A 13,297-nucleotide genomic window follows, 5' to 3' on the forward strand; every position below is an offset into this window, starting at 1 on the left:
CCCAGCGGCATGAAGCCGCGTGGCGGAGACGGTCACCCCGGGTCCATTCCAGCAATCGTGTCCCCTGATCCGAGGCTGGAAGGCAATACTGTTCGCTCCGGTCCGATCGGCAGGCGTGCGGACCAAGGCTGGTTTGCGGAGGCGCGTAGCACTGTGATGTTACATTTCGCGGACCGTCCACCGTGCTTCCCCCATGCAGCAATGAAGATGAACCGAGCGTGTGCGATGTGGCTCGGAAAAATCCGGGACCACCGACGGGCAGGGCGGGTGCGACTACGTGACCTGCGGCGTCGGTGGCCCCGGCACCGTCCGGCGCCTTGGCGGTAGCGTGACGGACGGCGTTGCCGGTTGCCCAAAAGGCAGGCTGGTGGCGTTCGGGCGCGGCGGGGGATGCCGGTAACCCGAGGCCGCCTGCCCCGTGGGTCGAGACCTGGCGAACTGGATAGTTCATGGGAGGCTAGGTCGCCGCTGGAGTTTGCTCGGCGATTTCGCTGTGGTTGCAGTCATGTTGCAGGATGTTGCAATTTGCCGATCCGGCTGAAATGCGACTGGAACACGGGGTTTCTATTGGGGTGCAATGATCCTAGAACAACCCTCGATGGACCTGCAGACCCGCATTCTCATCGTTGATGACGATGAAGGCATTCGTTCGCTGATCGGCGAGTTTCTCGGCAAGCATGGATATGCAACCGAAACGGCGGCCGATCCCGAAGCCATGCGCGCCTTGCTGGCGCAGGAGCGCTTTGACCTGATCGTGCTCGACGTGATGATGCCGCGCGAGGATGGCCTGACCGCCTTGCGCCAGCTCGGGCCTGATGCGCCGCCTGTTATCATGCTTTCGGCGGTGGGCAGCGATGTGGATCGTATTGTCGGGCTCGAGATGGGCGCGGACGACTACCTTGCCAAGCCCTGCAACCCCAGGGAGCTTCTGGCGCGCATTCGCACCGTGCTGCGCCGCCGTGCCCCGGTTCAGGGGGCGTCGGCGCCCGTGCTCACGATCGTGTCCGACCGCAGCGAATTTGTCCCGGTCGCCGAAGACGTGAATTCCGGAGAAGTCCTGCGGTTCGCCGGCTGGCGCATGGATCTGGGCCTGCGCCTGCTGTTTGATCCGACCGGCAAGCTCATTTCCCTTTCCGATGGCGAATTCCGCCTGCTTCGCGCGTTTGCCGAGCATCCGCGCCGGGTTCTGACCCGTGATCAATTGCTCGACTGGTCGCGCGGCGAGGACAGCGAGCTTTACGACCGGGCGATCGATGTCCAGCTCTCGCGCCTGCGCCGCAAGCTCGCCGATGGCGACGGCGGCGGCGACATCATTCGTACCGTGCGCAACGAAGGGTATCTGTTCGTCCCTTCCGTGATTCCTGCTGTCGTGCCCGGAGGGAATGCGCAGTAGACCGAAATATTTGGTTATACTGTTGAAATTCTTGTGAAATCTTGCCGCAAAGGCCGGCTTCCAGTCCTGCTCCCGAGTGTCCCGTGGCCCGACCCAATCCGGTCGGGGCGGTGCGAACGCGAGGGAGATTGTCTTGGTGCATCACGGAGAGGGGCCGGAAGGCCGGGAGCAGGGCGTTGACGATCATGACCGCGGGCTGGTTCACGATCTCGGCGTAATTCGCGAAAGGCTGATGGGGCGGCGGCGCGCGCTGGCGTTCCTGGCCAGTGCCGGTACGGCAGTGACGGTGGCGGCCTGCGGCGGCGACGATTCATCGGGTTCGAGCTCCGGTTCTTCGAGTTCCACTTCGTCGACCACGTCGACATCCTCGTCCTCAGGCTCCACCACCGGCAGTTCGACGACCAGCACTTCGTCGACCTCTGGCGATACCTCGTCCTCCTGTGTCGCCGACGCTTCCGAAACCAATGGACCCTATCCGGCCGACGGCACCAACTCTTCGAGCGGCTCGACCTCGAACGTCCTGACGGTCAGCGGTGTCGAGCGCTCTGACATCCGCTCCAGCTTCATCAATTCGACCACGACGGCCACCGGCGTCCAGCTCGACATCACGCTGCAGCTGGTCGACGTCAACAACGGCTGTTCGGCCATCGCAGGGGCGGCCATCTACATCTGGCACTGCGATGCCTATGGCCGCTATTCGCTCTATTCAAGCGGCATAACCACCGAAAGCTACCTTCGCGGGGTGCAGGTCACCGACAGCGAGGGCAAGGTCACGTTCACGACGATCTACCCCGGGTGCTATTCGGGCCGCTGGCCGCACATTCACTTCGAGATCTTCACAGATGGTCTTGCCAGCACCAGCACCGGCCGGACTGCGAGCCTGATCTCGCAGCTGGCGATGCCGGCTGCGGTCAACACCGCGATCTATTCGGGCGACACGCGCTACACCTCGAGCATCGCCAACTACAACGCGATCTCGCTCTCGTCCGATAACGTGTTCGGCGACAACACCTCGGCGCAGTTGGCCCAGATGACCCCGAGCCTCACCGGTAGCGTATCGGCCGGATACACCGGCAGTGCGCTGATCGGCATCGCCACCTGACCGGCCCCCGGCATTCGATTTTCTCCAAGAAAGAGTGCGATTAACATTATGAATTCGCTTCATTCATCGACCAGCCTGGGGGCGCTGGTGCTGGCTCTCGTCGCCAGCCCGACCCTTGCCGCCACCACTGTCAAGACCGACACGACCACGGCGCAAGTGACCTCTACCGCAGGCGACGTCACCGTCACCGACGCCGGCACGATCACGCTGTCCAGCGGTAATGCCATCACCGTCGACAGCAACAATGCCGTCGACGTCGAAGGCGGGCTCGCGCTGGGTGGCGCGGACGGTGCGACCGGCATCGCCGTCAATGCCGGCACCACCTCGACCGTGACGGTGGGCGAGGATGCGACCATCGCCGTCAAGGAAGACTTCGTTCCGGACGACGACAACAGCGACGGTTACGCGGACGGCGCCATTGCATCGGCAAGCAACCGTTACGGCATTCATGTGCTTTCGGGGGCGACCACCAGCGGCTCCATCAGCAATGCCGGCGTGATCACGGTCGAAGGGTTGAACTCGGGCGGCATCGTGGTCGATTCGGACTATGTCGGCAACATCACCAATACCGGGACCATCAAGGTGCTCGGTGACAATTCGGTCGGCATCTCGACGCAGGCGGTCGACGGCGACATAACCCTCGACGGTACCGTCACCGTGGTGGGGGCAGGGGCGCAGGACCTGGTCGTCAATGGCGATGTTTCGGGCTCGGTGATCATCGAGGGCGCCGTTTCCCAGGCCACGTCCTTCACCGATGACGACGGCGACACCCTCGTGCTTTCCCGCGCCGCGCTGCGAACGGGCGCGGCAGCGGTGGAGATCAACGGCAACGTGGATGGCGGCATCTACGTGACGGCGCCCGATCCCGACGATGATGACGATGACACCGGCACCGGTTCGATCACGTCCTACGGAACTTCGCCGGCGATCCAGATCGGCGGAACCAGCGATATCACGATCGGCGGGGTTTCCAGCAATTCGGGCACGTATTCGCTGGCGATCGACGGGACCGTAAGCGCCAATTCGTACTATTCCAAGACGAATGCCTACGGGGTGGTGATCGGCGGCCAGGGGGGCAACGTCACTTTCACCGACGGCATCGGCGTGACCGGTACCCTGAGCGCCACCACCTACGATTCGGAAGCCACCGCGCTGCTCATCAACGAGGGCAGTTCGGTCACCAGCCTGTACAACTCGGGCACGATTGCGGCGGTAATCTCCTCCCCGGGCGAAGGTGTCGCGACCGCGATCCGCGACTTGTCCGGCACGCTGACGACGATCAACAACACCGGCTACATTTCGGCCACCGGTTCGAGCACCGACACGCTGACCGCGATCGACCTGTCAGCCAACACCACCGGCGTAACGGTCAACCAGTACCTCAACGACGACGACGCCGAGACCAGTGCGGAGTATCTCGAGGACAACGACACCGATACCGACCCGACGGTCTACGCCAGCATCAAGGGCAACATTCTCCTGGGCTCGGGCAACGATACGCTGAGCGCGTCGACCGGCACCATCATCGGCGACACCTACTTCGGTGCAGGCGACGATACTTTCTCGCTCTCGGGCAACGCGGCCTATACCGGCGACCTCTACTTCGGCACCGGAACAGCGACGGCTTCGCTCGCGGGGACGTCCACGTTCACCGGCAACATGGACTTTGCCGGCGAGACCGGCACGCTGACGCTTTCGGATTCGTCGGTCTATTCGGGCACCTTCTCGGATGCCGACAACCTTGCCGTGACCGTCAACAGCGGCGCCAAGCTGACGGCCAACGATACTGATACCAGCAGCTTCGGTACGCTGACGGTGGCGTCCGGCGGATCGCTCGGCGTCTATGTGGAGGACGGCAAGAGCTCGCTCTTCACCGTGACCAATGCCACGCTGGAAGATGGCGCCAAGGTCACCGCGACGGTGTCCGATCTCGGCACCGCCGAGGGAACCTACACGGTCCTCACCGCCGACAACCTCAACGTGGAAGGCTCGCTCGATTCGACCGACACCGACCTGCCGTTCATCTACAACGGCGATGTCACGAGCGATGCCAACAACATCTACCTGACCATCGAGCGCAAGACGACCGACGAACTCGGCCTGACCAAGAGCGAGGCGTCAGGCTGGAACGCCATCTACCAGACGGCCCAGAACGACGACGAGATCACCGAGAGCCTGTTGCAGGTCGAGGATTCGGCGACTCTGCAGAAGCAGGTTTCGGCGCTGCTGCCCGACCATGCGGGTGGCATCTTCGATGCGGTCACCACTGCCGACCGTCTTGTCGCACGCCACCTTTCCGACGAGACGACGATGTTCGATATCTCAGACGTCGGCGGCTGGCTGGAGCCGCTCTACTGGCGCAACAGCAAGGATGCGGGCAGCACCGCTGGCTACAAGAGCAGCGGCTGGGGCATCTCGGCCGGGTTCGAGCGGCACCTCGATATCGGTTACGTGGGCGTGTCCTATGCCTGGCTTCAGGGCAATGTGAAGGACAACGGCGGCAGCGGAAATCTCGATGTCGGCCAGCACGACTTTGGCGTGTTCTGGCGCACCGCCTCGGGCCCGCTGATGGCCTGGGCCCGTCTGGGGGCCTCGCGCATCTCGATCGATTCGACGCGCACCTATACTGGCACCATCGACGATACCGATTTCACGTATGATGCCGATGGCAAGTGGAACGGCTGGCTGCTCTCCGGCCTCGCCGGGGCTTCGTACAAGTTCCAGATGTCGCGCCGCCTGTTCCTCAAGCCCAAGCTGGAACTGGAGCAGTACTGGCTGAAGGAAAACGGCTACAGCGAAACCGCCGACAGCGATGCCATGGCGCTGACCGTCGCGAGCCGGACCAGCAAGGAGACCACTGTCACGCCGACGCTGACCGCCTCGTACTCGCTGGGTTCGATCTCGCCCGACTGGCACCCGCTGACCTTCCAGTTCGAGGCTGGACGCCGCGAGATCCTGGCCGGCAACCTCGGCAGCACGACCGCCTATTTCAACGGCGGCGACAGCTACGATGCGGGCGAGAGCTTCACGATCACGCCGGAAAGCCTCAAGGGCGCGTGGATCGGTGAAGCCGCGGTGCTGGCGGGCGGCTACGACTTCACGTGGAAGATCGCGGCCCGGACCGAACAGTCGAGCACCAACACGTCCTATTCGCTGCGCGCCTCGCTCAGTGTCGCGTTCTGATGAATTCCAAGCTGCCGTGATGCTGACGGGCTTTGTTGCGCAAATGCCCAAGGGATTCCGTTTGTGAATCCATGAGGTTACGGAGCGACGATGAGCAAACCACTCCGCGCCCGTTACCGCACGACAAACTGGAAGTCCTACAACGCAGCGTTGGCGCAGAGAGGTTCGCTTCAGGTCTGGTTTGATCCTGGGATGCAGTGGCTGTCCGCGCCGACCGGCAAGCGCGGGCGGCAGCCTATGTTCTCGGATGCCGCGATCCAGGCCTGCCTAACGCTGAAGGGCGTGTTCAAGCTTCCCTTGCGCCAGACCACAGGCATGGTCGCCAGCCTTCTCAATATGGCAGGGCTTGATTGGCCAGTGCCGGATTTCAGCACTTTGAGTCGGAGGCAGAAGACCCTGCTTGTCGAGATCCCCTGTCAGCCCAGTTCCGCGCCGTTGCACCTGTTGATCGACAGCACGGGCATCAAGGCGGTGGGTGACGGGGAATGGTGCAGACGCAAGCATGGTCCTTCCAAACGCCGCCAGTGGCGAAAGGTCCACCTGGGCGTGGACGCCGGGTCGTTGGAAATCCGCGCCATCGAAGTGACCGGGAGCCGGGTTGGCGATGCGCCCATGCTTCCCGAACTGCTGGAGCAGATACCACCCGGCCAAGCGATCGCGACCGTCAGCGCCGATGGCGCTTTTGACACAAGGGCCTGTCACGAAGCCATTGCCGCGCGCAATGCCTGTGCGATCATCCCCGCCCGCGGCAATGCAAAAGCCTGGCCCGAAAATACGCCGGGCCTTGCCGCCCGAAATGAAATCGTTCGCTCAAGCCGGCGGTTCGGCAGGGCAATCTGGAAGCGATGGAGCGGCTATCATCAGCGCAGTCTGGTTGAAACGAAGATGCATTGCTTCAAGCTGCTGGGGGAACGCATCATGGCTCGAGACTTCGATCGTCAGGTCGCCGAAATGCAAATCCGCGCCGCCATCCTCAACCACTTCACCGCACTCGGAAGGCCCCAAACTCAGCGTGTCGCGTGATCGATGCCTTCAAAGGATGACTGCTGACCTGCGATAGATTTGTACAACAAAGCCATGCTGACGCATCAGCAGCTTGGTACGGTCAGGCGCCGCGCGGGCTTAACCAGCCTGCGATGAGTCAAGCTCCACGCAGCTTGGTATAGATCCCTCTGGCGGCATGGCGCCGCCGGAGGGTGCGATGCAACGAAAACAAAAGCGCGTGGTCGGACTTGGGTCCGGCCACGCGCTTTTGTTCATTCGCTCAGGCGGGCCGTTTCAGGCCGGCTCTGCGCGAATCTCGCTCAACTTGCGTTCCCAGGCGAGGGCATGCTCGACGATGGTTGGCAGGTCGGCGTAGCGCGGCTGCCAGGGCAGGGTGGCCTTGATCCGGCTGTTGTCCGAGATCAGTGCATCGGGATCGCCGGCGCGGCGCCCTTCGATGCGGCGCTCGATCTGGAGGTTGGTGACGCGGTCCACCGCGTCGAGCACGTCAAGCACGGAGAAGCCGCGGCCGTAGCCGCAATTCATCGTCAGTGACCGGGTGGGCTCGGCGATCAGGGCCTCAAGCGCCAGCACGTGCGCGGCGGCAAGGTCGGAGACATGGATGTAGTCACGCACGCCGGTTCCGTCGGGCGTGTCGAAATCGGTGCCGAACACCGAGACATGGCTGCGCTTGCCCAGCGCGGCCTCGACGGCGACCTTGATGAGATGCGTGGCGCCGGCGGTGGACTGGCCGGTGCGCGCCTGCGGATCGGCGCCGGCCACATTGAAGTAGCGCAGTGCGCAGAAGTTGAGCGGATGGGCGCGGGAGACATCGCCCAGCATGATTTCGGTCATCAGCTTGGACATGCCGTAGGGATTGATCGGAAGCTTGGGACTGTCCTCTTGCACCGGCGAGACTTCGGGTATGCCGTAGGTTGCCGCGGTCGAACTGAAGATGAAATGCGGCACCCCGGCCTTGACTGCCGCTTCGATCAGGCTGCGGCTCTTGGCCGTATTGTTGTAATAATATTTCAGCGGGTTATCGACCGATTCCGGGACAACGACCGAGCCCGCGAAATGCATGATCGCCTGGATTCCCTGTTCCGCGAATATGCGTGCAAGCAACGCGCTGTCCTCGATATCGCCTTCATAGAGCGCGACACCTTCGGGCACGGCGAAGCGGAAGCCGGTGACCAGATTGTCGATGACGGTGACCGGCCAGCCGGCGTCCTTGAGTGCGAGCACCGCGTGGCTGCCGATATAGCCGGCGCCACCGGTGACGAGGACGGGAAGCTTGCTGCTCATATTTCTCCGTTCGTTCCTGTCGGCATCTTGCGGCCGATGTCCGCGCGCCGGTTTCCACGAGTACCGATCATTGCCGTATGGCAACGTGCTGCGCCGCGTCAAATACTTCAAGCCTGCGCCAATAGCCATGAATTCGTAATGTTTATTCACGACTGGCGGCTTCTATTTCTGCCGTCGCATGCCGCAATCGCGTATCGAAGTCGCATGGCCTTGCTGCCCCGAGGCGCTTGGCGCAAAAGCGATCGGCCTGCGACTGAACCTGACCGGAGTATTCGAGTTTGTCCCACTATCCGACGATCGTGACCGGCGCTGCGGGTTTTATCGGGGCGGCGGTCGCCGATGCCCTGATGGTGCGGGGAATCCCGGTGATCGGCATCGATTCGATGAACGATTACTATGCGGTCTCGCTCAAGGAAGCGCGGCGCGACCGGTTGCACGCCCGTCACGGTAACCTGTTTACGTTCCTCCGGCTCGATTTTGCCGACATGGACCCGCTGGCGAGGGCGCTTGAGCCGCATCGCTTCGACCGGATCGTCCATCTCGGCGCGCAGGCGGGCGTGCGCTACTCGCTGGAAAACCCGCAGGCCTACGTGGCCTCCAACCTGGCCGGCCACGTCAACATGCTGGAGATCGCCCGCGCCCGAAAGGTCGAGCACATGGTCTATGCCAGTTCGAGTTCGGTCTACGGTGGCAACGAAAGGCTGCCCTTTGCGGTCGAGGACCGGGTCGATCATCCGGTTTCGCTCTATGCGGCCACCAAGAAGGCCGATGAACTGATGAGCGAGACATATGCTCACCTGTTCCGTATCCCCTTGACGGGGCTTCGCTTCTTTACGGTCTACGGCCCCTGGGGGCGTCCCGACATGGCGCTTTGGAAGTTTACCGAGCGCATGCTGTCCGCACGTCCGATCGAGGTCTTCAACAACGGCGAGATGTATCGGGACTTCACCTATATCGATGACATCGTGGCCGGGGTTTTGGCGTGTCTCGACCGGCCTCCCGTCGATGACGGAGCGCCCAAGGCTGGCGGCAGCGTCAAGCCGCATGCGCTTTACAACATCGGCAACAACCGCAGCGAGCATCTGATGCGGCTGATCGAAGTGCTGGAGGAGGCCTGCGGCGTGAAGGCCGTGCTTGATCTGCTGCCGATGCAGCCGGGCGACGTTCATGCCACGTTTGCGGACATTGCCGCGCTCACGCACGACACTGGCTATGCGCCGTCCACGCCCATCGAAATCGGAGTGCCGCGGTTCGTGGAATGGTATCGCGATTACGCGGGCATCTGAAGGACAAGCGCCTGCTGGCACAATGGGGCGCCGCCCGGGTAGGGGAGGCGGAACCGTTGATCCGAATGCATCGGATCAACGGTCTCACGTCTTCGGATCAATGGCCTCAGGACTGTGGCCTTTCGCGCTGTCCGAAGCAGAAGGTGATCGCACCTGGATTTAGTTGCGGCTGATGACCGCAAAGGCGTTGAACACTGGCGCGGCCTTCAGGAAGTCCTGCCACAGGCCCTTGATGACGGAGTTGCCGATCATCACGACGTCGCCATCCAGAATGACGGGATCGGGCGCGACGCCGGTGCGGATGTCCTTGAGGTTGAAGCGTGCGGCCATGCGCTGGCCGTTGATCGTGCGGAAAATCACCACTTCGTCGAGCTTGGCCGTGACCAGCGGACTTTCTGCTCGCGCGATCGCCGAAAGCAATGTGGCATTCTTCGACAGTTCATAGACGCCGGGCTTGTTGACCTCGCCTTCCACCGAGACGTAGCGCAGTGCCAGTTCATCGACCGAAACGGCGACTTGCGGATCGCGCATGTACTTGCGGCGCAGTCGCTCGGTGATGTCGTTGGCGACTTCGGGCGCGCTTCGCCCGGCTGCCTTGATTTCCCCGGCCACGGGCACGTGGATGAAGCCGGCATCATCGACCAGGGCCTTTTCGACCGAAAGATCGGGTTCGCCGACAACTCGCACTTGCAGGGTATCGGCCGGCACGATGCTGTAAGTGCTCGGTTGGCTGACCGTTGGGGGAATGACCTCGTAGGCTGCCGCGCCCCGGGGGAGGTTCGGATTGTGCGTTGTTGACGTGCAGCCTGACATGAATGTGCCGGCGAGCAGCACGGCGAGGCCGAGGGACTTAGGTGAACTGTGCACTTTCGGGTGTCTCCATGACCGTAAGCGGATTTTCGGAACCGGGCAGCCACGGTGTGCCCGGTTGATAAAGCTGTGAGGGAGCGTCCAATTCGGCTTCCGAACTTGTCGGATACCCTGACTAGACATCTTGCCGAGGGCTGCCAAGCTGTCAGCGCCCGTTACCGGCGACCTGTCCGACAAGTCCGACGGTCGGAGGACAGGGGCCGTTCAGGGCATACTCGCGCATCAATTTTACTCGTGATTTCGGCGATCGATGACTGGGGGATCGGAACAGGCGCAGCCAGTCCTGGGCATTGTAGCGCAACCAGAATTCGACCCCGCGGGCGGGGTCGTAGCCCGCGCAGCGGGCCAGTCCGGCGCCGAGCAGGTCGGCACGATCTTCCATGCGGCGGCGGTCGTTCAGTCCCCTTGCGTCACCATCCTGATTGACGACGTGTCCCAATTCATGCCCGGCAACGAGGGCCAATTCGTCGTCGTTTTGCGAAAATTCGATCAGGCTACTGGAAATGGCAACATTTTTGCTGTCGCTGAAGGCATCTATGCCCTTGTTTGTCTTTATCAGGAAGCGGGCGCTGCAGATCGGGATGGGGTGCACGGTCGCTTCGCGTTCCTGACCGCCGCGGCGCAGGCGCAGATGAATTGCGCGACCGGGCGGTGTCGCCCCGAGACGTTCTTCCAGGGCGTCGGAAAACAAAGATGGATTCTGCGTATCCGCGAAAAGCGAATCTGTGGACACGCCGTCGATGGCTAGCAGATCGTCACCGACGCGCAGGCCGGCCAGATCAGCCGGACTGCCGCTCGCGATGGCGGCAATCTGCGGTGAATCGCTCATTCCGAGCAACTGCGCGACGGCGACTTGATCGCTTTTTTGATAAGCGCCGATATGGTCGAGAGTGAGGCCGATTCCCGACATTGTTGAGTGACATAGCGGGGCTGCCGCAAGGTCGAGGCGAAAGCCGATATCGGCGATTCGAGCCATCTGCTCGCGCAACGTGGCGGGCCACGGATGGACCTCGGCGGCTTCGGTGACCGGTGCGACGAAGAGCGCCAAGAATGCGACCAAACTCGCAGGGATCTTGAATAATGTCGGTATTATATTGCGTTGCATTGTGCGCTGCGGTATAGGAATAAGTGCTATTAGTCTATAGTACGTAACGTCATGGAGGTTTCATGAAGCTCAAGAATGTCATGCCGGTGGTGGCTGCTGCCGGTCTCCTTTTCGCTCCGATCGCCGCGCAGGCCGGCACTGCTGCTTCGGCTGCGCTGCCCAAGGCTGCAAGCCTTTCGGGGGCTGGCGTGCGTAGCTCGGCTCCGGTTCAGGCCAAGCAGAAGGCTGCTCCGGGCGTGTTCATTCTCGGTGCGGTTGCTCTGGGTCTCGCGGGCTGGGGTATCGTGGAAGCGGCCAAGAGCGACAACAAGTCGAACGGCGCTTGATCGCTTCGGCTTTCTGAAAGGTCCTGCCCCCGTTTATTCGAGGGCAGGGCTTTTTACATGACGCCTTGGAATTTGCTCTTGAGCAAACTAGGTGTTTTGTTGCTCTGTGCATGGGGTGGTCTGGCCTGGATCTTCCTTCGCTAGGGCCCTGTTTCCTTCTTTCGCGTGCTGATGAGATATCAGGTCGGAACCGTCATGGTTGCGATTCCGACCTGATCTCCCTGATCTGCCGATTTTTCTAACTTTCGAGGTGAAGCTCTGTCTGGGTCACCAATTGTTAGTGGGAGGCAAAACCGTCCTGCTGTCGGGCACGTTCCGGGCTTGGCGGGGGCGTTGTCGCAAGCGCAGGGGCGCCGCGTGACGCAGGCCATGGCGCTTGTCCTGGTAGGCGTCATCTTTGGCGGCGGCGGCGGCGGTGCGGGCCTTTACAATCTCCTCGTCCAGCTTGCGGCCATCGCATTGATCGCGGTGAATGCATCGGCTTTTGTCGATTTTCTGCGCCGTTCGCCGCGGTATTTTGTGGTGCTGGTGGTCGCGACCTTGCTTCTGCCGTTGTTGCAGATCGTACCGCTGCCGCCGTCGATCTGGCGGGCGCTGCCTGGGCGCGAGATGGTGGAGCAGTCGCTGACGCTGATCGGACGCCAGGATGAATGGTTCCCGTTCTCGCTCGATATGCGCCGGACGGCCGTGGCGTTCCTGGCGATGCTGCCGCCGCTGGCGGTTCTCATACTCGCGCGTGAGTCCTCGGCGCAGCACCGCCGCCAGTTTCTAGTATTGATCGCTATGGCTGGTGCGCTCAGTGTGCTGATCGGATTGCCACAACTGGCTACGGGGAACCGGATGTTCGTTTTCTTTGCGGAGGCTTACGGTTCGCAGGACTTGCAGGGCACGTTTGCAAACCATAATACCGCCGCCTTGTTCCTTGACATCGCTCTGGTGGCTCTGATTTGCGCGATGCCGGAGGTCAGGATGCGGCCGAGCCTTGTGCTTTCGGCTGGGGGTTGCGGCTTGTTGCTTCTGATCGGTCTGTTTCTCACTCGTTCGCGATCGGGTATGCTGATCGGGGTGGTGCCATTCGTTTGCCTGTTGGTGCGGATTTATTTTGTCATGGCGCATGGCGTCGGCCGAAAGCGCTTCGGGATGGCCATGCTGTTGAGTTGTCTAGGTTTAGGCTGTGTAGTGTGGGGGGGCGCGCAAGTCGATCGTGTCCAGCAGAGCTTTGCGCGTTTCGAGAACCTCAACGACGAGCGTCCAGCGATTTGGAGCGATACGCGGTCGGCAATCCGTCGCTATTGGCCCGTTGGTAGTGGGGTGGGGACCTTTGATGAGGTTTTTCAGGTTGACGAATCGCTGGAAAATCTTGCGCCTCATCGTGCTGGGCGTGCCCATAATGATTATCTGGAACTGACGTTGGAATCGGGGGTCTTCGGTATCGCGCTGCTGATTGGATGGTTGGCGGTAATCGTTTTGGCGATGTTGCGGGCCGTTAGCAGTCGTGGCATCATCGATTTGGCACCAGGGGCTGTTTTCGTGATGCTCTTTATGCAGTCGGTTCTGGATTATCCGCTTCGCAGTCAGGCGATCCTGTGCGTGGCTGGATTGATGTTGGCCATGATCATCCGCCCTGTCAATTCTGGGCCGACGACGGTTCGTTCGGGGCGGCGCACAGAAGCTGTTGGGTCCTTGTGAGAAGAATGTAGTTAAGGTCGGCTGGCTGGCCTTAAATTTTGACGTGTCGGATTG

10 protein-coding genes are annotated in these 13,297 nt (G+C 61.9%); 7 read left to right on the top strand and 3 right to left on the bottom strand.

Annotated features, from left to right (window positions below; genetic code table 11):
- Positions 1-598: 598 nt before the first annotated feature.
- The 4 genes from DM450_RS01460 to DM450_RS01475 all read left to right on the top strand — a co-directional run bounded on the left by DM450_RS01460 (position 599) and on the right by DM450_RS01475 (position 6,701).
- Positions 599-1,393, top strand: coding sequence for a response regulator (locus DM450_RS01460; protein WP_142632287.1), 795 nt, complete (start codon positions 599-601; stop codon positions 1,391-1,393).
- Positions 1,394-1,529: 136 nt separating this feature from the next.
- Positions 1,530-2,495: an intradiol ring-cleavage dioxygenase gene (locus DM450_RS01465; RefSeq protein WP_312846175.1), complete on the top strand. Its 966-nt coding sequence runs from the start codon at positions 1,530-1,532 to the stop codon at positions 2,493-2,495.
- A 48-nt stretch (positions 2,496-2,543) separates the two neighbouring features.
- On the top strand, positions 2,544-5,678 hold the full coding sequence (locus DM450_RS01470; RefSeq protein ID WP_142632288.1) for an autotransporter domain-containing protein: 3,135 nt from the start codon (positions 2,544-2,546) through the stop codon (positions 5,676-5,678).
- A 90-nt stretch (positions 5,679-5,768) separates the two neighbouring features.
- The gene (locus tag DM450_RS01475) at positions 5,769-6,701 is read left to right on the top strand and encodes an IS5 family transposase (RefSeq protein ID WP_142632289.1); all 933 of its coding nucleotides are present in this window, start codon (positions 5,769-5,771) and stop codon (positions 6,699-6,701) included.
- Between the two features lie 255 nt (positions 6,702-6,956).
- Here DM450_RS01475 and galE read toward each other — a convergent pair whose 3' ends face one another.
- Positions 6,957-7,967, bottom strand: coding sequence for a UDP-glucose 4-epimerase GalE (gene galE, locus DM450_RS01480; protein ID WP_142632290.1), 1,011 nt, complete (start codon positions 7,965-7,967; stop codon positions 6,957-6,959).
- A gap of 278 nt (positions 7,968-8,245) precedes the next feature.
- Here galE and DM450_RS01485 point away from each other — a divergent pair, with 278 nt between their 5' ends.
- The gene (locus tag DM450_RS01485; RefSeq protein WP_142632291.1) at positions 8,246-9,253 is read left to right on the top strand and encodes an NAD-dependent epimerase/dehydratase family protein; all 1,008 of its coding nucleotides are present in this window, start codon (positions 8,246-8,248) and stop codon (positions 9,251-9,253) included.
- Positions 9,254-9,412: 159 nt separating this feature from the next.
- Here DM450_RS01485 and DM450_RS01490 read toward each other — a convergent pair whose 3' ends face one another.
- Together DM450_RS01490 and DM450_RS01495 are read right to left on the bottom strand one after the other, a co-directional pair.
- Positions 9,413-10,120: a polysaccharide biosynthesis/export family protein gene (locus tag DM450_RS01490; protein ID WP_185928673.1), complete on the bottom strand. Its 708-nt coding sequence runs from the start codon at positions 10,118-10,120 to the stop codon at positions 9,413-9,415.
- Between the two features lie 148 nt (positions 10,121-10,268).
- On the bottom strand, positions 10,269-11,171 hold the full coding sequence (locus tag DM450_RS01495) for a M48 family metallopeptidase (RefSeq protein ID WP_185928674.1): 903 nt from the start codon (positions 11,169-11,171) through the stop codon (positions 10,269-10,271).
- A gap of 119 nt (positions 11,172-11,290) precedes the next feature.
- Between DM450_RS01495 and DM450_RS01500 the strand changes: the two genes are divergently transcribed.
- Together DM450_RS01500 and DM450_RS01505 are read left to right on the top strand one after the other, a co-directional pair.
- Positions 11,291-11,554 (top strand): hypothetical protein, encoded by a 264-nt coding sequence (locus DM450_RS01500; protein WP_142632294.1) that lies wholly within the window; start codon positions 11,291-11,293, stop codon positions 11,552-11,554.
- Positions 11,555-11,911: 357 nt separating this feature from the next.
- On the top strand, positions 11,912-13,243 hold the full coding sequence (locus tag DM450_RS01505; protein WP_142632295.1) for an O-antigen ligase family protein: 1,332 nt from the start codon (positions 11,912-11,914) through the stop codon (positions 13,241-13,243).
- Positions 13,244-13,297: the final 54 nt, after the last annotated feature.

The sequence above is a fragment of the Sphingomonas sp. IC081 genome (assembly GCF_006874585.1).
Lineage (GTDB): Bacteria > Pseudomonadota > Alphaproteobacteria > Sphingomonadales > Sphingomonadaceae > Novosphingobium.

What these genes read in the sequence shown, in the direction of transcription:
- DM450_RS01460 (WP_142632287.1), top strand. Translation starts at nt 599, where the DNA reads ATGGACCTGCAGACCCGCATTCTCATCGTTGATGACGATGAAGGCATT.
- DM450_RS01470 (WP_142632288.1), top strand. Translation starts at nt 2,544, where the DNA reads ATGAATTCGCTTCATTCATCGACCAGCCTGGGGGCGCTGGTGCTGGCT.
- DM450_RS01475 (WP_142632289.1), top strand. Translation starts at nt 5,769, where the DNA reads ATGAGCAAACCACTCCGCGCCCGTTACCGCACGACAAACTGGAAGTCC.
- galE (WP_142632290.1), bottom strand. Translation starts at nt 7,967, where the DNA reads ATGAGCAGCAAGCTTCCCGTCCTCGTCACCGGTGGCGCCGGCTATATC.
- DM450_RS01500 (WP_142632294.1), top strand. Translation starts at nt 11,291, where the DNA reads ATGAAGCTCAAGAATGTCATGCCGGTGGTGGCTGCTGCCGGTCTCCTT.